25 protein-coding genes are annotated in these 23,635 nt (G+C 66.8%); 6 read left to right on the top strand and 19 right to left on the bottom strand.

The window, feature by feature from the left end; translation table 11 throughout:
* The first annotated feature begins 51 nt into the window (after nt 1–51).
* Complete coding sequence (locus SM191_RS05900; RefSeq protein ID WP_341505359.1) at nt 52–489, top strand: MarR family transcriptional regulator; 438 nt, start codon at nt 52–54, stop codon at nt 487–489.
* A 16-nt stretch (nt 490–505) separates the two neighbouring features.
* On the opposite strand, the gene SM191_RS05895 is transcribed toward SM191_RS05900, so the two are convergent.
* Entirely contained in the window at nt 506–2,716 is a 2,211-nt protein-coding gene (locus SM191_RS05895; protein ID WP_445949820.1) for a TonB-dependent receptor, read from the bottom strand.
* A 111-nt stretch (nt 2,717–2,827) separates the two neighbouring features.
* On the opposite strand from SM191_RS05895, the gene SM191_RS05890 reads away from it, so the two are divergent.
* On the top strand, nt 2,828–5,317 hold the full coding sequence (locus tag SM191_RS05890) for a sulfite reductase flavoprotein subunit alpha (RefSeq protein WP_341505358.1): 2,490 nt from the start codon (nt 2,828–2,830) through the stop codon (nt 5,315–5,317).
* Here the strand turns inward: SM191_RS05890 and SM191_RS05885 are convergent.
* Complete coding sequence (locus tag SM191_RS05885) at nt 5,314–6,135, bottom strand: IclR family transcriptional regulator (RefSeq protein WP_341505357.1); 822 nt, start codon at nt 6,133–6,135, stop codon at nt 5,314–5,316. The two genes, SM191_RS05890 and SM191_RS05885, sit on opposite strands and share 4 nt — an antisense overlap.
* 63 nt (nt 6,136–6,198) lie before the next feature.
* Complete coding sequence (locus tag SM191_RS05880) at nt 6,199–7,215, bottom strand: zinc-binding alcohol dehydrogenase family protein (RefSeq protein WP_341505356.1); 1,017 nt, start codon at nt 7,213–7,215, stop codon at nt 6,199–6,201.
* A gap of 150 nt (nt 7,216–7,365) precedes the next feature.
* Between SM191_RS05880 and SM191_RS05875 the strand changes: the two genes are divergently transcribed.
* Nucleotides 7,366–7,704 carry an L-rhamnose mutarotase gene (locus SM191_RS05875; protein ID WP_307002187.1) on the top strand — a complete coding sequence of 113 codons (339 nt, stop codon included), beginning with the start codon at nt 7,366–7,368 and terminating at the stop codon, nt 7,702–7,704.
* A complete protein-coding gene (locus SM191_RS05870; RefSeq protein WP_341505355.1) occupies nt 7,701–8,834 on the top strand; it encodes a mannitol dehydrogenase family protein in 1,134 nt (377 codons plus the stop codon). The genes SM191_RS05875 and SM191_RS05870 overlap by 4 nt, the downstream gene beginning before the upstream one ends.
* A gap of 117 nt (nt 8,835–8,951) precedes the next feature.
* Here SM191_RS05870 and SM191_RS05865 read toward each other — a convergent pair whose 3' ends face one another.
* The 6 genes from SM191_RS05865 to fucP are packed head-to-tail and all read right to left on the bottom strand — an operon-like array spanning nt 8,952 to nt 14,424.
* Nucleotides 8,952–10,163 (bottom strand): UxaA family hydrolase, encoded by a 1,212-nt coding sequence (locus SM191_RS05865; RefSeq protein WP_341505354.1) that lies wholly within the window; start codon nt 10,161–10,163, stop codon nt 8,952–8,954.
* A gap of 8 nt (nt 10,164–10,171) precedes the next feature.
* Entirely contained in the window at nt 10,172–10,471 is a 300-nt protein-coding gene (locus tag SM191_RS05860; RefSeq protein ID WP_341505353.1) for a UxaA family hydrolase, read from the bottom strand.
* Complete coding sequence (locus SM191_RS05855) at nt 10,468–11,496, bottom strand: aldo/keto reductase (protein ID WP_341505352.1); 1,029 nt, start codon at nt 11,494–11,496, stop codon at nt 10,468–10,470. Before SM191_RS05855 ends, SM191_RS05860 begins: the two co-directional genes overlap by 4 nt.
* Nucleotides 11,493–12,380, bottom strand: a complete 888-nt coding sequence (locus tag SM191_RS05850) for an amidohydrolase family protein (protein WP_341505351.1) — start codon at nt 12,378–12,380, stop codon at nt 11,493–11,495. The genes SM191_RS05855 and SM191_RS05850 overlap by 4 nt, the downstream gene beginning before the upstream one ends.
* Entirely contained in the window at nt 12,377–13,108 is a 732-nt protein-coding gene (locus tag SM191_RS05845; protein ID WP_307002197.1) for an SDR family oxidoreductase, read from the bottom strand. Before SM191_RS05845 ends, SM191_RS05850 begins: the two co-directional genes overlap by 4 nt.
* Entirely contained in the window at nt 13,108–14,424 is a 1,317-nt protein-coding gene (gene fucP / locus SM191_RS05840) for an L-fucose:H+ symporter permease (RefSeq protein WP_445949819.1), read from the bottom strand. The genes SM191_RS05845 and fucP overlap by 1 nt, the downstream gene beginning before the upstream one ends.
* Nucleotides 14,425–14,822: 398 nt before the next feature.
* Here fucP and SM191_RS05835 point away from each other — a divergent pair, with 398 nt between their 5' ends.
* Complete coding sequence (locus SM191_RS05835; RefSeq protein WP_341505349.1) at nt 14,823–15,428, top strand: DedA family protein; 606 nt, start codon at nt 14,823–14,825, stop codon at nt 15,426–15,428.
* 3 nt (nt 15,429–15,431) lie between these two features.
* Here the strand turns inward: SM191_RS05835 and SM191_RS05830 are convergent, their stop codons facing one another.
* The 4 genes from SM191_RS05830 to rplO all read right to left on the bottom strand — a co-directional run bounded on the left by SM191_RS05830 (nt 15,432) and on the right by rplO (nt 19,481).
* The gene (locus SM191_RS05830; RefSeq protein WP_341505348.1) at nt 15,432–16,310 is read right to left on the bottom strand and encodes a tyrosine recombinase XerC; all 879 of its coding nucleotides are present in this window, start codon (nt 16,308–16,310) and stop codon (nt 15,432–15,434) included.
* A gap of 425 nt (nt 16,311–16,735) precedes the next feature.
* Nucleotides 16,736–17,383: an adenylate kinase gene (locus SM191_RS05825; RefSeq protein ID WP_307003269.1), complete on the bottom strand. Its 648-nt coding sequence runs from the start codon at nt 17,381–17,383 to the stop codon at nt 16,736–16,738.
* Nucleotides 17,384–17,426: 43 nt separating this feature from the next.
* Nucleotides 17,427–18,791: a preprotein translocase subunit SecY gene (secY, locus tag SM191_RS05820; RefSeq protein WP_341505347.1), complete on the bottom strand. Its 1,365-nt coding sequence runs from the start codon at nt 18,789–18,791 to the stop codon at nt 17,427–17,429.
* Nucleotides 18,792–18,950: 159 nt separating this feature from the next.
* Nucleotides 18,951–19,481, bottom strand: a complete 531-nt coding sequence (rplO, locus tag SM191_RS05815; RefSeq protein ID WP_341505346.1) for a 50S ribosomal protein L15 — start codon at nt 19,479–19,481, stop codon at nt 18,951–18,953.
* A 245-nt stretch (nt 19,482–19,726) separates the two neighbouring features.
* On the opposite strand from rplO, the gene SM191_RS05810 reads away from it, so the two are divergent.
* Nucleotides 19,727–20,569 (top strand): glycosyltransferase family 32 protein, encoded by an 843-nt coding sequence (locus SM191_RS05810; RefSeq protein ID WP_341505345.1) that lies wholly within the window; start codon nt 19,727–19,729, stop codon nt 20,567–20,569.
* A gap of 556 nt (nt 20,570–21,125) precedes the next feature.
* On the opposite strand, the gene rpmD is transcribed toward SM191_RS05810, so the two are convergent.
* Genes rpmD through rpsN form a run of 6 tightly spaced genes read right to left on the bottom strand, consistent with a single transcriptional unit; the run spans nt 21,126 to nt 23,632 of the window.
* Entirely contained in the window at nt 21,126–21,305 is a 180-nt protein-coding gene (gene rpmD / locus SM191_RS05805; protein WP_307002209.1) for a 50S ribosomal protein L30, read from the bottom strand.
* Nucleotides 21,306–21,311: 6 nt separating this feature from the next.
* On the bottom strand, nt 21,312–22,028 hold the full coding sequence (rpsE, locus tag SM191_RS05800; protein ID WP_307002211.1) for a 30S ribosomal protein S5: 717 nt from the start codon (nt 22,026–22,028) through the stop codon (nt 21,312–21,314).
* Nucleotide 22,029: 1 nt separating this feature from the next.
* Nucleotides 22,030–22,386, bottom strand: a complete 357-nt coding sequence (gene rplR, locus SM191_RS05795; RefSeq protein WP_267435506.1) for a 50S ribosomal protein L18 — start codon at nt 22,384–22,386, stop codon at nt 22,030–22,032.
* Nucleotides 22,386–22,919 (bottom strand): 50S ribosomal protein L6, encoded by a 534-nt coding sequence (gene rplF / locus SM191_RS05790; RefSeq protein WP_307002213.1) that lies wholly within the window; start codon nt 22,917–22,919, stop codon nt 22,386–22,388. The genes rplR and rplF overlap by 1 nt, the downstream gene beginning before the upstream one ends.
* Nucleotides 22,919–23,314, bottom strand: coding sequence for a 30S ribosomal protein S8 (rpsH, locus tag SM191_RS05785; protein WP_267435508.1), 396 nt, complete (start codon nt 23,312–23,314; stop codon nt 22,919–22,921). The genes rplF and rpsH overlap by 1 nt, the downstream gene beginning before the upstream one ends.
* 12 nt (nt 23,315–23,326) lie before the next feature.
* Complete coding sequence (gene rpsN / locus SM191_RS05780; RefSeq protein WP_058716514.1) at nt 23,327–23,632, bottom strand: 30S ribosomal protein S14; 306 nt, start codon at nt 23,630–23,632, stop codon at nt 23,327–23,329.
* Nucleotides 23,633–23,635: the final 3 nt, after the last annotated feature.

Below are 23,635 nucleotides of genomic sequence, written 5' to 3'. Positions count from 1 at the left end.
GCCGCAATCCAAGGGCATGGATCGCCCATGGCCTCAGCTCAGGATATTCGCATGCCGAAAACCATGGCCGCGGGCCACCATGTTTCCAACGGATTCGGAAGGGTCCCCGGACTGCGTTCCCAGGGGGAGGGCCGCGCCACCCTGGTCGATCTGGCGCGGCAGACCCAGGCCATGCGCGCCAATGTCGCGGAGTTCTTTCCGCGCGACATCTTCCGCGATTCCGCCTGGGACATGATGCTGGAACTGTTCATCGCCGAGAAGGAGAGCCGTCCCCTCTGCGTCAAGGAACTGATCCTGGTCTCCGGCGAAAGCTCGACCAGCGCGCTGCGCCGGATCGACCGGCTGGAAAGCGCCGGGCTGCTGCGCCGACGGACCGACCCCGCCGATCACCGGCGGCTGGCCGTCACCCTGACGCAGCGTGGCACCGACGCGATGACCGCGATGCTCCGCCACCTCTATCTGACCATGGGCGACGGCGACGGCCATTAGGCCCTGCCGGGACGCCCTACCAACGCGCGTCCCATCCCAAGGTGAAGGTCCGGCCCCGCCCGGCGAAGAAGGCGAAATTGTCGTTCGGCAGGCGCGTGTCGCTGTTATAGTCGATATAGAAGCGGTTGAAGATATTCTGCGCGCTCAGCGAAAGCCCGCCGAATCGGGTCTGGTAGCGCAGATAGGCGTCCGTCACGGTATAGCCGCCGAAATTGTTGCGCGGATCGGGCTTCGCCTTGCCGTGGAAGCTGCGCGACAGATACATTTGCGTCTGCACCCGCGCCGTCACCGGCCCGGAGGCGAAGTCGGCGGCGGCGTTCATCCGGTCGGGCGAGATGTTGGTGCCGTCCAGATCGGTATCGACGATCCCGTCCGGGTTGCGCGTATCGCTGTCATAGCGGCCGATCAGATGCGCATAGCCGGTCGTGACGCGTAAGCCCGGGACCGGGGTACGCAGGCCCAGATTGATCTCCAGCCCCTGTATCTCCACCCTCTGGCGCTGCACCTGGAAGATGCCGTTGCCCAGTGCCAGCAGCACCTGGCCGTTGTTGCTGGTCGACCAGAAATAGGTGGTGCTGGCATCGAACGGCCCGCGCTTCACCTCCACCCCGATCTCGCGATTGTTGGAGATGACCGGATCGATCGCGCGGAAACTGCTCAGGTCGGTGCCGGGCGTATCGACCGCGCGGGTGATCCGCCCGATATCGGCCATGGTGAAGCCCTCGGCATAGCTGGCATAGGCGCGGATGCCGGTCAGCGGTTCCACGATCACGCCGCCATTGGCCATGATCCGGTTGAAGCCCGGTTCGCCGCCCTTGACGCTGACCCCGCCATAGGTCGCCAGGTTGCGGCCGTCATAGGTGTTGGAGGCCAGCGTGCGGTAATCGGCGATGCGGACCTTCGCATTCTCCCACCGCGCGCCACCGGCCAGCCGCACCACGCCGTCGAACAGCTTCAGATTGGCCTGGACGAAAGGGGCCAGGCTGCGGAAATCGGCGGGCGGCACCCAGACGCGGTTGGTCGCGATCAGCCGCTGTTCCGACTTGTCGGCCAACGCGTCGAAGCCGATCGTCGCCACCAGCGCCTCGAACCCCGGCACCGCACGCTCATAGCTGGCGCGCAGGCCCAGCTTGCGCGAACGGTTCTCCGACTGGTCGAACAAGGTGCCGACCGGGGCGATCGCCGGGTCCTGGAAGGTCGGGATCGGGTTCGGCTCGCCGCCGAACGTGTCGTAGGTGCGGTTGAAGAAGAGTTGCGCGACCAGATTGCCGCCCGCCACGTCATGATCGGTATAGGATAGCGACACCGCCTCCGCCAGGTTGGCGGCGGGCTTGCCCGGCGGGTCGCCACGCACCGCGCTGGTCGGCAGGCCGGTCAGGCGGTTGCCCGCCAGCGGGACGAAGCGCCCCTCCCCGTTCAGTTCGTAGCGATTCAGGATCAGGTCGAACCGCCCGCTGTCGCGCACCTGCGCGCCCAGTCGCGCAAAGACGTCGGTGGCGCGCGAATCCTGCGTCTCGCCCTGGGTCAGGTTGATGCCGATCCGGCGACGACGCGCATCGTAGAAGACGCCGCGCCGTTCATAGGACGCGCCCACCGTCGCGTCGAACATCCCCGCCTTATACTGGACCAGCCCCGCGACCTTGCCGCCCGGCGAGTCCGACTCGAACCCGTTGGCGACGGTGCCCTGCACCAGCGTCCGGCCCGACAGCCCCTCGGTCGTCGGCGGGCCGACCGTCACCTGGTTGACGATACCGCCGGTCCCGCCAATCCCCTGAAGCGCGTTGGAGCCATAGATCAGCTCGACCCGATCGACGAAGAAGCCGTCGATGGTGAAGCCGTCCCGGCTGCCGTCGCGAAGCGGCGTCGTCTGCGGAATGCCGTTGATCGCATAGAGGGGCGAGCGACCGCGCAGCGTCTCCCCCGCACCGGACAGCTTGCCACGCGTCGGCGAGAAGCTGGGCGTCAGCGTCGCGACCGCGTCGGTCACGCTGCCCGAGATCGCGATCTGGCGGTCCAGCGCCTCCTTGTCGATGATGTCGATGGTCAGCGGCAGGGCATTGGGCGGCAGGACGGTGCGCGCGGCGGTGACGACCACTTCGCGGTCCTGCGGCATGTCGGTCCGCTCATCGGACGCGACATCGGTCTGTGGCTGGCTCTGCGCCAGCGCGCCGGAGGCCCCCGCCATCAACGCCGTCAGCGATGCTCCGAACACCATGGTCCGGCGCATTCCATAGGCCACGCTCTTCCCCCAATGCTTCATTCCTACCCCGTAACCATTGACGTTATCCGCACGGTCGCCTAACGCAAGTGATTATCAATAACAAGGGCTGACAGGCCGGTGATTTCGACCCGCACGATCCTGTTCCAGATTCACTGGTTCCTGGGGATCACCGCCGGACTGGTGCTGGCTGTGATGGGCGTCACGGGTGCGCTGATCAGCTTCGAGCCGGAGATATTGGCGGCGACCAATCCCGGCATCGTCACGGTGGCACCGGGGCATAGCGCGCCGCTTTCCGCCCCAACACTGATCGCCCGGATCACCGAGCAGAGGCCGGACGCGCGCATTGCCCGGCTGGTGGTCGAGAGCGACCCGACCAAGGCGGCCTTTGTCGGCTATACCTTGGGCGAGGATAAGACGCGGCTGAACGCCTATGTCGATCCGACGACGGGCCGAATGCTGGGCGAGCCGCGCGGCGCGGGTTTCTTCGAGACGGTGGAGGAACTGCATCGCTGGCTCGCGCTGCCCGGCAAAGGGAACGGCATCGGACGCCAGATCACGGGTTTCGCCGCGCTGTCGCTCATCTATTTCGCGCTGTCGGGTCTCTATCTGCGCTGGCCGCGCAAGCCACTGGACTGGCGCAACTGGTTCGTGCTCGACCTGCGGATGACCGGGCGCAACCTGTACCGGGCGCTCCATGCGGTCATCGGCGGCTGGGTGCTGATCTTCTATCTCATCAGCGCGGGCACGGGGCTGTGGTGGTCCTATGACTGGTACCGCACCGGGGTCCGGCACCTTCTGTCCAGCGAACAGGCCGCGCATGGCCCGCGCGAGGGCGGCAAGGGCGGTCGGGGCAAGCAAGCCGCGCCCGTCGACCTTGCGACCATCTGGCAGCGTTTCGATCAGGCGACCGACCATCATCCCTATGAGCGCGTCACCGCCTCGGTTCGCGACGGCGTCGTCCAGTTCCGGGGCAAGCTGGCCGATGGGCGGCATGACCGCGTCTCCGATGAAGTCAGCATCGACAGCAGGACCGGGCGCGTCACCTCCAACCAGCCCTATGCGAAGCGTCCCTTGGGTGATGATATCGTCACCAGCGTCTATGAAATCCATCGCGGTGCCTATTTTGGTCTGGTCGGGCGGATCGCCATGACGCTGGCCAGCCTGACCATGCCGCTGTTCACCATCACCGGCTTCCTTCTCTATTTCGCACGGCGGCGGCGGAAAGCGGCCCTGGGCGCGATCCTCACCGATACGGCTCCGGTCCCGACAAAGGCGGCGGCCACCCTGGTCGCCTATGCGAGCCAGACGGGCTCCGCCGAGCGGATCGCCCGGCTGACCGCACAGGCACTGCCCGGCGCCGCCGCGCTGCCCATCGCCTCGCTGACCGCCGAGCAACTGGCGCGGATCGACCGGCTGTTCGTCGTCGCCAGCACCTATGGCGAAGGGGAGCCGCCCGACGCCGCGCGCGGCTTTGCCCTGACCATGGCACGGACGCCCGCCGACCTGTCGCACCTCTCCTATGCCGTATTGGCGCTGGGCGACCGCGAATATCCCGACTTCTGCGCCTTCGGGCACCGGATCGACCAGTGGCTGCACAGCGGCGGCGCGCAGCGGCTGTTCGACGCGATCGAGCAGGATGGCGAGGATGCCGATGCGCAGCGCCTGTGGCAGCAGCAACTGGCCGGGCTCGGCGCGCGCACCGACCAGCCCGATTGGGCCCCCGCCGCCATGGCCGACTGGCGGCTGGTCGAGCGGCGCCTGCTCAATCCGGGCAGCAGCGGCGGTCAGACATGGCACATCGCGCTGGAACCGCTGGCGGGGCCCGCCGACTGGGCGGCGGGCGACATATTGGAGATCCTGCCCCGACAGGACCGCCGCCGGGTCGACGCCTTTCTGGCGGCCACCGGGCTGGCCGATACGCCGGAACTGCGCGAGCGGCTGATGGACAGCATCCTGCCTTCGGAGGCGGGGCCCGGTTTCGACTCCACCGCGCTGCGTCCCCTCGCCCACCGCGAATATTCGATCGCCTCGATCCCGGTTTCGGGCCGCGCCGAGCTGATCGTCCGGCTAGCGGAGGCGGAGGATGGTCTGCCGGGGCTGGGATCGGGCTGGCTATGTCATGGCGCGCCGCTGGGCTCGGTGGTGCGGGCGCGGGTCCATGCCAATGCGGCGTTCCACTCGCCCGCCGATCCGGCCACGCCGATGGTGCTGATCGGCAACGGCACGGGCCTGGCGGGCCTGCTCGCCCATCTGCGCGGACGCGCGGCGAGCGGTGGCGGACCCGTCCTGCTGTTCTGGGGGGAGCGGCATCCCGAACATGACGATTATCACCGCGAGGAACGCCGGGCGCTGCTCGATGCCGGTGTGCTGTCGGGCATGACCACCGCCTGGTCCCGCCTGGGCCATGGTCCGCGCTATGTGCAGCACGCGCTGACTGACGCGGCGGATGTGCTCCGCGACGCGGTGGCGGCGGGCGCCGCGCTCTATGTCTGCGGCAGCCTGAAGGGCATGGCGGGCGATGTGCACCGCGTGCTGACCGATATCCTGGGCGACGACATGCTGGAGGATATGGCGGCGACGGGCCGCTACGCCCGCGATATCTATTAACCCGCCGCCCCGTCATCGGGGCGATAGCCCAGTTGCTGCGAAATGCGGGCGGTGGTCTCGGCCAGGATGCGCCGCGCCTCCTCGATCGTCACCGATTGCGAGCCGTCGATCGTCTCCAGGAACGGGATGGTCAGCGCCGCCATGCAGTCGCCGCCGAACCCGAACACCGGATAGCTGATATCGGTGACGCCGCGCGTGATCGGGCTTTCGCGCAGTTCATAGCCTTGCGCGCGCACCCGTTCCAGATCCTCGATCAGGCGGGTGCGCCCGATCGGCCTGCCCTGCGCCAGTTCGACCCGGTCGACGATCCGCCCGAACTGGGCGCGCGGGGCGAAGGCGAGCAGCACCTTGCCCGAGCAGCTGGTGACGATATCGATCGACGCGCCCATGCGCAGCGCAAAGCCGCGCGTCCCCGGATTCTCCTCGCGCGCGATGACCAGCCCCGCACCGCCCTCGATCACCACCAGGTGACAGGACTGCCCGACCGTCAGCGCCAGCGACTGCATCTCGGGCAGCGCGGCGGCGGTCAACTGGCGCGCGGGCGTGGCGCGATAGGCTATGTCGAGGAATTTGTACGTCACCCGGTACCGATCGTCGATCGGCGACTTTTCCAGATAGCGCGCCTCTTCCATCACCACGACGATGCGGAACAGCTCGCCCAGCGAGCGACCCAGCGCGGTCGCCATCTCGCTGACCAGCATGCCCTGCGGATGGCTGGCGAGCAGTTCGATGATGAGAAACGCCTTGTCCAGCGCGGGCGCGGCATAGCTGCCCTTGCGGACACGCCCCTCGACCGTCTTGCCGCCCTCACCCGTCATGCCATCCCCTTCCATCGTCATCGGATTAGGACGACGCCGGATGGCGGGCAATAGGGCATGGGGTCAGGCGATGGTGACGATCGCCTTCAGCACCGAATCCGCCTCCGCGATCAGTTCGGGCAGGCGGCGGGGCGCCTCGTCCAGCGTCAGCGCATGGGTGCGGATCGCGTCGGTCGGGATCGCGCCGCTGCGGATGCTGGCGATGACATGGTCGAAATCGACCGACAGCGCGTTGCGGCTGCCGATCAGCGTCGTCTCGCGCTTGTGGAATTCGGGATCGGGAAAGACCAGATCGTCCTTGCACACGCCCACCAGCGTGAAGCTGCCGCCATGCGCCAGCCAGTTCAGCCCCGCGCGCATTGCATGGATATTGCCCGTCGCGTCGAAGACATGGTCGAACATCTCGCCATTCGTCATCGCCGCCAGCCGCGCGGCCATATCGACATCGGCGACCACCCCCTCGGCAAAGCCCAGATGCTCGCGCGCATAGGCCAGGCGCGGCGCGCGGGTATCGACCAGCACGATCCGCCCCGCCCCCGCGATCCGCGCGAACAGGGCGACCGCGATCCCGATCGGCCCCGCGCCGATGACGATCACCTCCTCGCCCGCCGTCAGCATCGATCGCCGCACGGCATGCGCGCCGATCGCCAGAAACTCGACCATCGCCGCCTGGTCGAGCGACAGGCCCTCCGCATCGATCACCGCGCTTTCGGGCACCGACAGCATCTCGCACATGCCGCCATCGGCATGGACGCCCAGCACGCTGATCCGTGCGCAGCAATTGGGTTTGCCCCGGCGACAGGCGCGACAGGTGCCGCAGGCGATATAGGGATTGATCGTCACCACCTGCCCGACCGCGAAGCGCGAGCCCGATGGCACCTCGACCACCTCACCCGCCAGTTCGTGCCCGATCAGGCGCGGATATTCGAGGAAGGGGTGCTTGCCGCCATAGATATGATAGTCGGTGCCGCAAATCCCCGCCCGACGCATCCGCAGCAGCACCTCGCCCTCACCCCGCACCGGCGCGGGGCGATCCTCCACGCGGATCTCGTTCGGCCGCACACAGACCAGAGCCTTCATTCCACCCTCTTCCACATTCCTATATGCGACCATGCTCTCACATATGCCATTGAAGCGCTAGTGCAGGATGGCTAGTCTGGCAAGAATTGCTCTCGGGGCGACCGATGGTACGCATCCGGGGGCGACATGAGAGAAGAGAGGAGGCCCGTTATGGCCCGACGCCTGTGTTTCGCGCTCGATCTGGTCGCGGATGCCGAACTGATCGCGGAATATGAACATGCCCATGCCGCCGGACGCGCCTGGCCCGAGGTGACGGCGGCGATCCGGGCCAAGGGGTTCCTGGCGATGGAGATCTGGCGCACCGGCGACCGGCTGTTCATGATCGCCGAGGTCGCGGACGACTGGCCCCGCGCCATCCCCGCCGAACTGGCCGCCACCGATGCGCGCTGGGAAGCGGCGATGGACCGCTTCCAAAAGCCCCTGCCCCATGCCGCACCGGGCGAGAAATGGGTGGCGATGGAGCGCATCTATTCGCTGGACGAACAATGACCGGCGTGGCCCCCGCCAGTCCCTGCATCCTGCAATTCGGGACCAGCCGCTTCCTTCAGGCGCATGTCGACCTCTTCGCGGAGGAAGCGCGCGCCGGGGGACAGGCGGTGCCGCCGATCGTCATCGTCCAGACCACCCGAGACCCGGAGCGGGCAAAGAGGCTGGCGGGATTTGCAGATCCGGCGGGTTTCCCGGTCATCCTGCGCGGCTTGCGTGAGGGCGCTCCCTTTGAGCGGACCGTCACGATCCGTAGCGTGCGCGAGGGGTTGAGCGCCGCCGCGCAATGGGATCGGCTGACCCGGCTGGCCGTGGAAGAGGCGACGCATATCGTCTCCAACACCGGCGATAGCGGCTATCAGGTGCCCGACAGCGATCGCATCGCCCCGGACGAAGGCGGGGTTCCGGTGAGCTTCGTCGGGATGCTGACCGAATTGCTCCATCGCCGGTGGCGGGCGGGTGGTGCGCCCGTAACCATGCTGCCGTGCGAGTTGGTCGCGCGCAACGGCGACACGCTGAAGGGCGTCGTCACGGGGCTCGCGCGCGAACAGGGGCGCGACCCTGCCTATCTCGACTGGCTGGAGCGGGCCTGCGTCTGGGCCAACACGCTGGTCGACCGGATCGTCAGCGAACCGCTCTCCCCTGCCGGGGCGGTCGCCGAACCCTATGCGCTCTGGGCGGTCGAGCGGCAGCCGGGGCTGATCCTGCCCTTCACCCATCCCGACATCGTCCTGACCGACGATCTGGAGCGATATGAGCGGCTGAAGCTGCACATCCTCAATCTCGGCCATAGCTGGCTGGCGGCGCGCTGGCATGCACGGAGCGGCGCGGCGGACCAGACGGTCCGCGCCGCGCTGGCCGATGGCGAGACGCGGGCGGCGCTGGAGCGGGTGATGGTGCAGGAGGTCATCCCCGGCTTCGCCGCGCATGGGCTGGCCGAAGAGGCGCGCGATTATGCCGCGGCGACGCTGGAACGGTTCGCCAATCCGTTCCTCGACCACCGGCTGTCGGATATTTTTTCCGGACATGCGGCGAAGATCGACAAGCGGGTCGGCGCGTTCATCCGCTGGGTCGATGCGACGGGGGGGACGGTCGCGATGCCGGAGTTGCGGATGCTGGTGGAGCGGGCCTGAACTTCCCTACCTCCGTTCAGCCTGAGCGAAGTCGAAGGCCAAGGGATTCCCGTGCTCTAAGGTCGGGGGCGTGCACTTCGACTTCGCTCAGTGCGAACGGGCGTCGAAAGTCCCTCCTCACGCCGCGCGCGGCAGACAGGCCGGCCCCTTGGCCCCCGCCGCCTTGTAGGTCAGGACGAACTCCTGATGCCCCAGCGCCTCGGACTTGGTTTCCGCGCCCGCCGACACCGCAACGATCAGGTCGACGATCTCCGCCCCCACTTCGTCCAGCGTCGCCTCGCCATAGAGGATGCGACCGGCATTGACGTCCATGTCGCCTTCCATGCGCGCGTACATTTCCGGGTTGGCCGCAATCTTGATGACCGGCGAGATGGCCGAGCCGACCACCGAGCCGCGCCCGGTGACGAACAGGTTGATATGCGCCCCGCACGCGATCAGTTCGCCGATCTCGGCATTGTCGACGATATTGGGGAAGCCGAACTTCGGGTCGCCCGCAGGCACCACATCGAGCAGATACAGCCCCGGCCCCGGCGCCTGTTCGGCGGGCAGGATGACGCCGGTGATCGGACGGCTGCCCGACTTGGCATAGGCGCCCGCCGACTTCTCCTCCTGGCTCGACAGGCCGCCTTCGGCATTGCCCGGCGCGAAGCTGCCATAGCCCATCGCCCGGTAATAGCGTTCGGCCTGCGCGACCGAGGCGATCAACGCGTCGGCCACCTCCGGCGTCGCGGCACGCTCGGCCATATGGCCCTCGCACCCAATCATCTCGCCGGTTTCCTCGAAGATGCAGATCGCGCCCGCATCGTACAGCGTGTCGAAGGCGCGACCCACCGCCGGGTTGCCGGTGATGCCGCTGGTCCCGTCCGACCCGCCGCAGATGGTGCCGATCACCAGCTCGGACATGGTCATCGGCACCCGCACGGCCTGCGCATCCGCCGCCGCGCGGACCCGCTCGACCGCCGCGATCCCCGCCTCCATCGCGCCGCGCGTGCCGCCCGACTGCTGGATGACGATCGTCTCGACCGGACGCCCCTGTTCGCGCGCATTGGCGGCCAGCGCCTCGCGGTTGAAGCTCTCGCAGCCCAGCGACAACAGGACGACGCCACCGACATTGGGATGCGTCGTCAGCGACTTCATCATCGCCAGCGCATAGTCATTGGGGTAGCAGCCGGGAAAGCCGATCAACTGCACGCGCGGGTCGTCCATGCGGTCGACGATCCGTCGCGCGACATGATGCGCACACTCGACCAGATAGACGACGACGATCGCGTCGCGAATGCCCTTGCGGCCATCGGGACGTGCCCAGGCCTGCCAAGTCGGTCCGGTCATGCCCATCGTCATGCGTGATCTCCGTGCGCGTCGCGCAGATGCGCGGGAATATAATCGCTTTGCATATTGTGCATGTGGACCCAGCCCCCGGCGGGCGCGTCCTGCGTCATCGATCCGATGGGCATGCCGTATTTGATGACCTTGGCACCGGCCGCCAGCGGCACGACCGCCAGCTTGTGGCCCAGCGCCACGCGCTCGGTGATCAGCAGGTCATGGCCGTCCACGACGATATGCTCGCCCGGCTCGACCGTGCGGCAGCAGACCGCGACATTGTCCGTCGGGGTCAGGCGGATCGCCGCGACGCTCATGCCACGTCCCCCGGAACGGGCGCATCGGGGCGGACGAGCCCTTCGTCCCGCAGCTCCGCCCAGAAGGCGGACGGAATGGGTTCGGCATAAAGACGCATGGTATCGGCCACTTGTTGCGGATCGGCGATGCCCGGAATGACGCTCGCGACCTGGGGATGCGCCAGGACGAAGGCGAGCGCGGCGGCGGGAAGCGAGACATGGTGCCGCGCCGCGACCTTTTCCAGCGCGCGGACCTTGTCCAGCACGGCGGCGGGCGCGGGGGCATAGTTGTAGCGGGCGGCGGCCTCGCTGCCCGTCGCGAGGATGCCGCTGTTATAGGGCCCGCCGACGACGATGGCGGTATCCGCCTCCGCGCAGGCCGGGAACAGCGCGTCCAGCGCCCCCTGTTCCAGCAGCGTATAGCGCCCGGCGAGCAGGATGACGTCGAACCGCGCCACCTCCATCAACTCCAGACAGACCTCGACCTCGTTCACCCCCAGCCCGAACCCGGCGATCGCGCCCTCGTCGCGGAGCCGCTCCAGCGCCTTGAGGCCACCGCCCGCGATCAGTTGCTCGCGATATCGCGCATCCGCCTCGCCATGCGTGACGCGGCCGATATCGTGGATGAAGGCCAGATCGACCCTGGCCAGCCCCAGCCGCTGAAGGCTGTGCTCATGGCTGCGCATGATGCCGTCATGCGTATAGTCGTAGCGCATGCGGAAGGGCATGGCGGTGTGGAAGCCATCGCGCTCGCGATCGTCGGTGATGCCCGCATCCGGGTCCATCAGCCGCCCGACCTTGGTCGAGACGATCACGTCGCCCCGCCCGCGCAGCGCGTCGCCCAGCCGCCGTTCGCTCAACCCCCGGCCATAATGCGGCGCGGTGTCGAAATAGCGGAAGCCGGCGTCCAGCGCCGCCTCCAGCGTGGCGGCGGCCTGCGTATCGCTCATCGCGGCATAGAGATTGCCCATCGCCGCCGCGCCGAAGCCCAGTTCGGGAAGCCGACAACCGGTCCGACCCACCGGGCGGCGGGGAATATCGGTCATAGGTCCAGGTCCAGTCGATAGATCCGGTTGGCGTTGCGGCCCCACAGGTCACGTCGCTCATCCTCCGAAAAGCCCGCCAGCAGCGTCTCATAGGCGCTAAGCGTCCGTTCGAGATCGGCGGCCAGCCGGTCGGTCGGGAAATTGGTCGCGACCATCACGCGGGAGGGGCCGAACCGGTCGATCACCTCCGCAATGATGTCGGCGAAACCGGCGGGATCGAAACGCGGCCCGATAAAGCCCGCCCCCGACAGCTTGATCGCGGCATGCGGCATGGCGGCGAAGGCGATCAACCCGGCGCGCCATTCCTCCAGCCCGTCCGCCGGGATCGGCAGCGCGAGATGGTTGAGGATGACCGGCACCTCTGGATGTCGAACCGCCACCTCAGCCAGCCCCGCCAGTTGCGCCGGAAAGCCATGGAAGTCGTAGCTGAGCCCATAACGCCCGAGCAGCGCATAGCCTTCCCGCCAGCGTGGATCGCGAGTCAGATCGCGATCATAGGCCCGGCGCGCCGCATCGGTCGGGTGCCAGTTGATCAGGTGACGGATGCCCTTCACGCGAGGATGCGCCGCCTGCCATGCCAGTTGCGGCTCGACCGCCGGATGGTCCAGTTCGACCCGCGCGACGATGCCGCTCGGCAGTCCGTCCGCATCGGCGACGCGATTCAGCCAGACGGTCTCGTCCGCGCCCTGATCGGGATGCGCGCCCGCATCGACATGCACAGCGCCGACCAGGTTCCACGCGGAAAGCTCCGCTCGGTAATCGGCGATCCGATAATCCCCGGCGATCGCGGCGGTGGCCGCATCGTCCAGCCAGGGATAGCGCAGCACGCCATGATCCCACAGGTGGAAATGCGCGTCGACAAAGGGAGGGCGATGCTGGCTCACGCCATCGTCCATCCGCCGTCGATGACGTGCATTTGCCCGGTGGTATAGGCGCTCTCGTCCGAAGCGAGATAGAGCGCGAGTGCCGCGATCTCCTCGGCCCGGCCCAGCCGCCCCATCGGCTGGCGCGCGATAAAGGCAGCGCGGGCCGCCTCCGCATCGCCGGTCGCGGCCAGACGCTCGTCCAGGCTCGGCGACTGGACGGTGCCGGGGCAGATCGCGTTGCAGCGAATGCCTTTGCCCACATAATCCAGCGCGACCGAGCGCGTGATCCCCGCCACCGCGCCCTTGGACGCGCAATAGGCATAGCGGTTGCCCACGCCGATCACCGCGCCCGCGACCGACGCCATGTTGACGATCGCCCCGCCGCCCCGCGCGATCATCGCGGGCAGGAAGGCCTGGAGCATATGGGTGATCGCATGGACGTTCAGGTCGAAGGACAGCCGATACCCGGCGTCCTGCGTCGCCAGCAGGTCGCCCGCATCGACATAGCCCGCGCAGTTGAACAGCACGTCCACCGCCCCCGTCCGCTCACCGAACGCGGCGATCGCCGCCGGGTCGAGCAGATCGAGCGTCTCGGTCTCGCAACCTTTCAGCGTCGCCAGCGCGTCGGCGTTGCGATCCACCGCGATCACCTGCGCCCCCTCGGCGGCGAACAGTTCGGCGGCAGCGCGGCCGATACCCTGGCCCGCGCCGGTCACGATCGCACGCCTGGCCTGCAAACGGCCCATCACTTCATCTCCTTGTGACGCTTTATCAATATGGCGAAGGCCGTGACGACCGCGAAGCTGACGGTTGGAACCAGCATCGCGGCGGTGATCCCCGCACGGTCGGACACCAGACCCATCAGCGCAGTCAGCCCCGCGCCGCCGATGATCGCCATGACGATCAACGACGCACCCGCACGGCGCAGCGGCCCCAGCCCCTCGATCCCCAGCGCGAAGATCGTCGGGAACTGGATCGACATGAAGAAGCTGGCCGCGACCAGCGCGATCAGCCCCGGCCAGCCGCCCAGCAAAACGGCCATGGCGGTCAGCACGATCGACGCGGTCGCGAAGACGGTCAGCAGCCTGACCGGCTCCAGCCTCGCCATCAACGCGCTGCCCAGAAAGCGCCCCGCCGCGAACAGCACCAGCGACACGAACAGCGCATCGGCCCCGCCCCGCTCGCCCAGCCCCGCATTGGCCTGCGCATAGCGGATGGTGTAGCTCCACACCCCGACCTGCGCACCGACATAGAAGAATTGCGCGACGACCGCGCCGAGCAGCCGGGGACGGCGGAAGACATCGACGAATCGCCCACCGCCACTGGCGTCGCCCGCCCGCGCCGGAGCCCCGGCGGGGAAGCGGACGAACGCCGTCGCCAGCGCGAAGAGCAACACGACGATCGCGATCGCAACATAGGGCGGCGCGATCGCCTGCACCTCGGCCTTGTAGAAGGCGGTGCGGGCGGCGGCGTCCATCGTCGCCAGCGCGGCCTCGTCATGCTCGATACCCGACAGGATGAAGAAGCGCCCGATCAGCACGCCGGTGATCGCGCCCAGCGGATTGGCCGCCTGCGCCCAGTTGAGCCGCCGGGTCGCGCCCGCCGGATCGCCCAGCTCGCCCATCAACGGGTTGGCCGAGGTTTCCAGGAACGCCAGTCCCGCCGCGATGACGAACAGGCCGAGCAGGAACAGTTGGTACAGGCTGGCCGCAGCAGCCGGATAGAAAAGCAGCGCGCCGGTACCGTAGAGCGTCAGCCCCAGCACGATCGCCGCCTTATACCCATAGCGCCGCATCACCAGCGAGGCGGGCACCGCGAGCAGGAAATAGCCGAGATAGAAGACCTGCTGGACGAAGCTGGTCCCGAAGTCGCTGAGCGTGAAGGCCTTCCGAAACTGCGCGATCAGAATGTCGTTCAGATTGTTGGCCATGCCCCACAGGAAGAACAGGCTGACCGTGATGATCAGCGCGGGCAGATAGCGCCGCGATGCGGTCCCCTCACCGGAATCCGCAGGGTGTCGAGAGGAAGCGGTCAGCGTATCGACCGGCAGATCGGCGGGAATGGCCATGCCTATCGTTCCTCATGCCCAGGGGATGCTCCGACTGGCACCATGGCGGCGCTCCTTCTCCATGAAATCTGTCTTTTATAGGCGTAATCTTACGACTTCAGCGCTTCGATTGGCAAGGGCTATCGCAGGCGGGATCGGGATTTGGTCGGGGCATTCCCGCCCTTGCCTCTGCGAGGAGGAGTGTTCGGCTTTGGCGGATTGTGGGGCGATGGCGGCTGGAGCGAAAGAGATGGTCGCCGATGCGACAGGCGGGTGTCCCGACTGGAGGGGTTGCACCTGTTTCGCGGTCGGGCGCTCGCTCTCCTTGCCAGGAGCGAAGGAGGCCATGGCGATCGGAGGTCGATTGCGTCTATGGGAACCGCCCCTGCCCTCATCGGTACATCCCTGCACGCATGACCGATTTCATCCTCAACCTGATCGCCTGGGGCGGCTATTTCGGCATCTTCCTGCTGATGGCGCTGGAAAATGTCGTACCCCCTATCCCGTCGGAGGTCATCATGGGCCTGGGCGGCATGGCGGTGGCGCGCGGGCAGATGGAGATGATCCCGCTGATCCTATGGGGCACGGCGGGCACGACGGCGGGCAATTATGCCTGGTACGCGGTCGGTCGCTATATCGGTTACGAGCGGTTCCGGCCCTTCATCGACAAGCATGGCCGCTGGCTGACCATGGAGTGGCGCGATGTCGAGCGGCTGCACCGGTTCTTCGTCCGGCATGGCGGCTGGGTGGTGTTCGTTTTCCGCTTCATGCCCGCCTTTCGCACCCTGATCTCGCTGCCCGCCGGGATCACGCGGATGCCGCTGGGCAAATTCCTGCTCTGGACCTTTGCGGGCAGCACGATCTGGAACGCGATCCTCGCCTATGCAGGCCTGTGGCTGGGCGAGAATTTCGAGGCGATCAACCGCTATGTCGGTCCGGCGGCGGTGGTGATGACGGTGGCGATCGTGATCGGCTATCTCTGGCGGGTCATCACCTGGAAGCCGTCGCGCAAAAGCTGATGCTCAGGCGCGGGGATGCGCGGTGCGATAGACGTCGAGCAGATGCGCCGCATCCACCGCCGTATAGATTTGCGTCGAACTCAGGCTGGCATGGCCCAGCAATTCCTGAAGCTGGCGAAGATCGGCTCCGCGCCCCAGCAGATGCGTTGCGAAGCTGTGGCGCAAGGCATGGGGCGTCGTCCGCGCGCCCAGCCCCAGCCGATCGCGCGCGCCCTGTACCGAGCGCCGGATGATCGCGGGCGACAGCGGCCCGCCCTTGGCCCCGCGAAACAGCGGCTCGTCCGGCTCGAGGGCGAAGGGCACCAGCGCGGCATAGCGCTCGATCGCCTCGCGCAATTCGGGCAGCAGCGGCACGATCCGCGTCTTGTCGCGCTTGCCGGTCACGCGGATCGTCTCGCCGAGCGGCAGGATATTGGCCGGGAGCATCATCGCCTCCCCGATCCGCAGCCCAGCGCCGTAGAGCAGTAACAGCACCGCCCAGTCGCGCGCCGCGATCCAGGGTTCGGCGGCGCTTTCGCAGACATCCTCCGACAGGGCGATGATGTCGGCGGGCGCTTGCGGGCGCGGGATGCTGCGCTTGCGGCGGGGGCCTTTCAGCGCGGGCGGCTCGGTTCCGGTCCAATGGAGGAAGGTTCGCACCGCCGACAATTCCCGCGCGGTAGAGGCGGCGGTCAGCCCCTCGCCCCGCCGTCTGGCGAGATAGGCGCGCAGATCGGCGGCGGTGATCCGCGCGAGCGTCGCGCCATCGATCGCCTCGCCCCAATGCTCGGAGAGGAATCGGCATAGCCGCTCGGCGGTGGCGACATAGGCGCGCACCGTGTGATCGGACCGGCGCAGGTCGACGGTCAGGTGGCGGTAATAGTCGGCGATCAGCGCGGTCATGCCGGGGGTTTAGGGCCGGAACTTGCCGAGCACGAGGGGGTAAGGTGATTTGGTTCGCCGCACGCGGGGGAAATCCGACGGGGATCACGGCTTGGGGCGAGGCCCCTACTCCAAACCCCTCCCCTGCCGGGGAGGGGCTTCGCACACTGCGATGCCCTGACCGAGGGCGTGGCCTCGCTCTCACCAAGGCATCGGCCAGCGGCAAGAAAACCAAAGTCACCTCTGGCCGCTCCCCTCCCGCAGGCGGGAGGGGATGGGGGAGGGCAAGGAGTCTCACCGAGACCAGCGCCCGTGGCCCAGCCCCCACCCCCAACCCCTCCCCCCTGCCGGGAGGAGGGGCTTTGCTTACGGCTCCGCGCCAACACGGAAATAAAAAAGGGGCGCTCCCTTTCGGAAACGCCCCTCTTCAAACGCTCGGGTGTGAATCAGCGATCCAGGATCGCGTCGATCTCGGCCCCCACCGCATCCATCGCGGCCATGCCGTCGACACGGCTGACGATCCCGCGCGCCTCATAGACCGGCAGGATCGGGGCGGTCTTGGCGCGGTATTCGGCCATGCGGGTGCGCACCGTCTCGGCATTGTCGTCGGGACGACGCTTGAACTCGGTCGAGCCACATACGTCGCAGACGCCCGCGACCTGGGTCGGCTTGAAGCTGTCATGATAGCCAGCCCCGCACGACGCACAGGTGAAGCGCCCGGTGATCCGCTCGACCAGCGCATCCTCGTCCACCGCCAGTTCAATGACATGGTCCAGCGTCTTGCCACGCTCGGCCAGCAGCACGTCCAGCGCCTCGGCCTGTGCCTCGGTCCGCGGATAGCCGTCGAAGATCGCGCCGCCTTCCGCCTCGGCCGCGTCCAGCCGCTCGCCGATCAGCGCCGAGACGATCGCGTCCGACACCAGTTCGCCCGCATCCATCACCGCCTTGGCCTGGAGCCCGACGGGGGTGCCCGCCTTGACCGCCGCGCGCAGCATGTCGCCGGTCGACAACTGCACCATGCCGCGATTGGCCACCAGCCGCTGCGCCTGGGTTCCCTTGCCCGCCCCCGGCGGACCCAGCAGGATGATGTTCACGCCCACGTCACTCTCCCCTGTATTCCCTGTACCGTCCGCGCGATCAGCGCAGACGACCGCCTTTCAGCTTCGCCTTCTTGATCAGATCGCCATATTGATGCGCGAGCAAGTGGCTTTGAATCTGCGTCACCGTGTCCATCGTCACGTTGACGACGATCAGCAGGCTGGTGCCGCCCAGATAAAAGGGAATCTGGAGCGCCGAAACCAGATATTCCGGCAGCAGACAGATGATCGTCAGGTACGCCGCGCCGATCACCGTGATGCGGGTCAGCACATAATCCAGATAAGTCTCGGTGTTCTTGCCCGGACGGATGCCGGGAATGAAGCCGCCATAGCGCTTGAGGTTGTCCGCCGTCTCTTCCGGGTTGAAGACGACCGCGGTGTAGAAGAACGAGAAGAAGATGATGCCCGCGCCGTACAGCAGCATGTAAACCGGCGAGCCGTGCTGCAGATACTGGTTCAGACTGATGATGAAGTCGCCCCAGCGGCTCTCACCCGCGACACGCTGGCCCGCGAACTGCGAGATGGTCAGCGGCATCAGCAGCAGCGACGAGGCGAAGATCGGAGGGATCACGCCCGCCGTGTTGATCTTGAGCGGAAGGTGGCTGCGGTCGGCCTGCATCCCGCGCTGCGTGGCGCGCTTGGGATATTGGATCAGGATGCGGCGCTGCGCGCGCTCCATGAAGCAGATGAACAGGACGAGCACGATCACCGCGACGATGATGCCGATCAGGCGGACCGGATCGATGCTGCCGGTCCGGCCGCCTTCGAGCAGGTTGACCAGCGTGGTCGGCAGATGCGCGACGATGCCCGCCATGATGATCAACGACACGCCGTTGCCGATACCCCGGCTGGTGATCTGCTCACCCAGCCACATCAGGAACATCGTACCGCCGATCAGCGAGATGACCGCGGCGATGCGGAAGGTCATGCCCGGCTCGATCACCGCCTGGATGCCCTGGCTGGCGCCCAGCGTCTCAAGGCCGACGGCGATGAAATAGCCCTGGATCGCGGTCAGCAGCACCGTGCCGTAGCGGGTATATTGGTTCAGCTTCTTGCGGCCGCTCTCGCCTTCCTTCTTGATGGCGGCAAGCTGCGGGCTCAGCGAGGTCGCGAGCTGCACGACGATCGACGCCGTGATGTACGGCATCACGCCCAGCGCGATCAGCGACATGCGGCTGAGCGAACCGCCCGAGAAGGTGTTGAAGAAGTCGAGCACGCCGCCCGTGGTCTTCTGGCTCAGCAGCCCCAGCGCGGTCGGGTCGACGCCCGGCAGCGGAACATAGCTGAGCAGGCGGAAGACGATCAGCGCGCCGATGGTGAACCACAGCCGCTTCTTGAGGTCGGTGGCCTTGGCGAATTTCGCCAGGCTGATGCTTTGCGCCATCTGGTCGGCTGCGGATGCCATAGCTGTTGCGTTATCCTGGAAACGAAAAACGGCGGGATGCGTTTTGAACCGCCCCGCCGCTCATATAGGCGCGAAGACGCGCTTGTCTAATCCGGATGAAAAAATCCGCCGCTGTCATGGTGGCCTCGCGCCATCCGACAGCGGCGGATCTTATCCGATTCAGGCCTTGGCGGCGAGCTTCGCGGCGCGGGTCTTGCCCTTCTTCGCAGCGGCCTTCTCGGCGGCGGGCACGATGTGCGGCACGTCGACCGAACCACCGACCTTCTCGACCGCCGCGCGCGCCGAGGCCGACACGCCCTGCACGACGAACGACAGCTTGGCGGTCAGTTCGCCCTTGGCGAGCAGACGGACGCCGTCCTTGCCGCCACGCGCCAGGCCAGCGGCCTTCAGCGCGGCGTGGTCGATCGTGCCGTCGGTCTTCAGCTTGCCCGAGTCGACCGCCTTCTGGATCGCGCCCAGGTTCACCTCGGCATAGTCCTTGGCGAAGATGTTGTTGAAGCCGCGCTTCGGCAGACGCATGTGGAGCGGCATCTGACCGCCCTCGAAGCCCGCGATGGACACGCCCTCACGGCTCTTCTGGCCCTTGACGCCGCGACCACCGGTCTTGCCCTTGCCCGAACCGATACCGCGACCGACGCGGATCTTGGACTTGCGGGCACCCTGGTTGTCGGAAAGTTGATTCAGCTTCATGATTTGCACTCGCTTTCGCTTGTTTCGCGCATGGATGGGAAGTGCGCGCGCCTAGCAGCGTTGGGCGGCGGAGTCACGCCCTTTCGTCGCGAACAGCCGCGCCACGAGGATCGACGATTGTCGCAGTCCCCTCTACCTCGGTCAATGACGCAAATCGTCCCGGAACCCTATGCGCAAACGCCTTGCCTCATCTGCCGACGTGCTACACATGATTCCCAGTTTTCAACGACGAATGAGGCCGACCGATGAATTCGACGCCCGCCGCCCGGATTCCTCGATTGATCCACCAGACCTATCGGACGAAGGATCTGTCCGATGACCTGCTGGCCAATGTCGAGCATCTCAAGACGCAGAATCCGAGCTTTTCGCATCATCTTTACGACGATGCCGATATCGCCGACTTCATCCGCGACGAATATGGCGCGAAGGTCCAGGCCAGCTACGACAGGATCAGGCCGGAGTACGGCGCGGCGCGGGCCGATCTGTTCCGCTATCTGCTGATGTATGCGCGCGGCGGGGTCTATCTCGACATCAAGAGCACGACGACGCGTCCGCTCGAAGAGACGTTGCGGCCCGACGATTCGTTCGTGACCTCGCATTGGGCGAACCGTCCGGGCGAACGTTACGAGAATTGGGGGAACGACACCGTCCGCTTCCCCGAAATGCCCGAGGGCGAGCTACAGCAGTGGCATATCATCGCCGAGCCGAAGCATCCCTTCCTCGAAGCGGTCATCAAACGGACGCTCGGCAATATCGATCATTACAGCCCCTGGCGCCTGGGCATCGGTGCGCCCGGCACGCTCCAGACCACGGGCCCGATCTGCTACACCCGCGCGATCCTGCCGCTGTTCGGCCAGCATCCGCACCGGCGCGTGCGCACCAATGACGAGATCGGGCTGCAATATTCGATCTACGAACGGCTCCAGCAGCATCAGGCGCTGAGCAAGAACTATTATCGCTTCCAGACCAAGCCGATCGTCAACGCCACCGATAGCCTGGGCAAGGTGTCGCAGGCGGCCTATCAGGCGCAATGGCTGGTCCAGCGCAAATTCCGCCATCTGGGGCGGATACTGGGTCTTCGCAAATAGCCGAGCGCCTTTGATCCGAGGCTCTTGGCCGACGCGGATCGGCGTCGGCGTGGATGCGAGGTGATTGCGGCACGCGGAGATATCGCGCCCCGCCGGCCAACGCCCGAGCGGGCCTGAGGCCGGATCTACATTCAGATATGTCCATCTTTTCCCTCGCCCCCCATAGAGGGAGAGGGTTGCGCAGACTTGGCCTTTGCAGAAGCAAGGGCTTGGTCGGAGCTGGGTGAGGGGAAAGCGTGAGCGCGCGCGAGCCTATGGCTCGCTCAACCCCTCACCTAAGCTCCGTCAGCCAGCAGGCTGGCAAGCTCCGCCAACCCTCTTCCCTGTCCAGGGGAGAGGTAGCATGAATGGCGATGGGCCCTGGGCATCGTACATCCCACGGATCGAAGCGCCGTAGGAGCCCCCCTCGCTCCCGGCAAACCACCCCTGCCCTCGTGAACCACGAACGACCTATGACGATCGCGGCCCCGCCAACGCGCTTATGCCCAACGAAAAGAGGCCGTGGTCACCCCAGGATGACCACGGCCCCAATTCGCTTGTTCCGATGGGAAAGGGCTTAACCCTCGACCACCTGAACCATGTGCTGCACCTTGCGGATCATGCCGCGGACTTCAGGGGTATCCTGAAGCTCGGCAACCTTGTGCATCTTGTTCAGGCCCAGGCCGACGAGGGTCGCGCGCTGGTCCTTGGTGCGGCGGATCGGCGAACCGGTCTGCTTGATCTTGATGGTAGCCATGGTCGCTTACTCCACGACGGCCGCGGCTTCCGCCTCGGCAGTCTGCTGGGTGGCACCGTGACCGCGACCCAGCAGGTCGGCGATCTTCTTGCCACGACGCTGCGCCACCGCCTTGGGCGAGGTCTGCTCGCCAAGGGCTTCGAAGGTGGCACGGATCATGTTGTACGGATTCGACGTACCGACCGACTTCGTCACCACATCGGCAACGCCGAGCGATTCGAAGATGGCGCGCATCGGACCACCGGCGATGATGCCGGTCCCCTGGGGTGCCGACCGCACCGTCACGCGGCCCGCACCGAAATGGCCATTGCCATCATGATGCAGCGTGCGACCGTCCTTCAGCGGAACGCGGACCATCGCCTTCTTGGCGGCAGCCGTCGCCTTCGAGATGGCTTCCGGCACTTCGCGCGCCTTGCCATGACCGAAGCCCGCACGTCCCTTGCCATCGCCGACCACGACGAGCGCGGCGAAGCCGAAACGCTTACCACCCTTCACGGTCTTCGAGACGCGGTTGATGTGGACGAGCTTTTCGATCAGCTCTTCGCCCTGGTCTTCGGTGCCACCGCGACGGTCGTCGCGACGACCACGGTTGCCGTCACGGCCGCCACGGCCGCGATCGCCGCCCGGACCGCGGCCACGGCCGCCCCGGGGACCACGACCCTGGGTCGCGTCCTGCGCGGCGCCTTCGGCACCGGCAACGGCCACGTTGTTCTCGTCAGCCATATTAGAACTCCAATCCCGCTTCGCGTGCCGCCTCGGCCAGCGCCTTGACGCGACCGTGGAACAGGAAGCCGCCACGGTCGAAAACGACCTGCGTGACGCCGGCGGCCTTGGCCTTCTCGGCCACGCGCTTGCCGACTTCGGTCGCCGCTGCGACGTTCGCGCCCGACTGGCCGCGCACGTCCTTTTCCAGCGTCGAGGCCGAAGCCACGGTACGACCCGCCTCGTCGTCGATCACCTGGGCATAGATGTGCTTGCCCGAGCGATGCACCGACAGGCGCGGACGGGTGCCCGCACGCGCACGCAGCGCGGTACGGTTGCGCCGACGGCGCTTCTCGAAAAGAGAGAGACCCTTGGTCATTACTTCTTCTTCCCTTCCTTGCGGAAGATGAACTCGCCGTCGTACTTGATGCCCTTGCCCTTATACGGCTCGGGCTTGCGCCAGCGGCGGATCTCGGCGGCCAGCTGGCCGACCTTCTGCTTGTCCGCACCGCTGATTTCGACGGTGGTGGCGTCCGGCGTCTTCACCTCGATGCCTTCCGGCACGTCGATGTTGACGTCGTGGCTGTAGCCGAGCTGCAGCTTCAGGTTCTTGCCCTGAGCGGCGGCACGGTAGCCGACGCCGGTGATGACCAGCTTCTTCGAGAAGCCTGCGGTCACGCCGGTGACGAGGTTCTGCACCATGGTGCGCTGCATGCCCCAGAAGGCGCGGGCGCGCTTCGTGGCGTTGGCAGGCTGCACCGAGATGGCGTCCGCCTGGACGTCATAGGTGATCTCGTCGGCGAGCGGCATGGACAGGGTGCCCTTCGGACCCTTCACGCTCAGCACCTTGTCGGCGATGGTCGCGGTGACGCCGGCCGGAACCGGGACCGCCTTCTTACCGATGCGGCTCATCAGAACACCTCCGCCAGGACTTCGCCACCGACATTCTGCTCGCGCGCTTCGGCGTCCGACAGAACGCCACGCGGCGTCGACACGATGGTGATGCCCAGGCCGTTGCGAACGCGCGGAAGCTCCTGCGCGCCCGAATAGACACGGCGGCCGGGCTTCGAGACGCGCGCGACATGCTTGATCGCGGGCTGGCCTTCGAAATACTTCAGCTCGATGCGGATGCCGGCCGCGGGGCCCATCTGCTCTTCGCTGTAACCACGGATATAGCCTTCGCGCTGGAGCACGTCGAGCACGCGGGCGCGCAGCTTCGACGCAGGCGTCAGGACGGAGTCCTTGCGCGCGCGCTGGCCGTTGCGGATGCGGGTGAGCAAGTCACCCAGGGGATCGGTCACTGCCATCTCAAATGGTCCTTACCAGCTCGACTTGGTGACGCCGGGGATCTGGCCCTTGTTGGCCAGTTCACGCAGCATGACGCGAGCGAGACGGAACTTGCGGTAATACGCGCGCGGGCGACCGGTGATCTCGCAGCGATTGCGGATACGGGTCGGGTTGCCGTTGCGGGGGATCTCGGCCATCTTCAGGCGCGCGATCAGACGCTCGGTCTCATCGAGGCTCTGGTCGTTCGCGATCGCCTTCAGCTTCGCGTACTTTCCGGCATACTTCTTGACGAGGAGACGACGCTTCTCGTTCTTATTGATTGAACTCAGTTTCGCCATGGA

The sequence above is a fragment of the Sphingomonas sp. 2378 genome (assembly GCF_038084995.1).
Classification (GTDB): Bacteria; Pseudomonadota; Alphaproteobacteria; order Sphingomonadales; family Sphingomonadaceae; genus Sphingomonas.
Note: the sequence above shows the minus strand (reverse complement) of the source record. Positions and strands in the feature narration are given on the sequence as shown.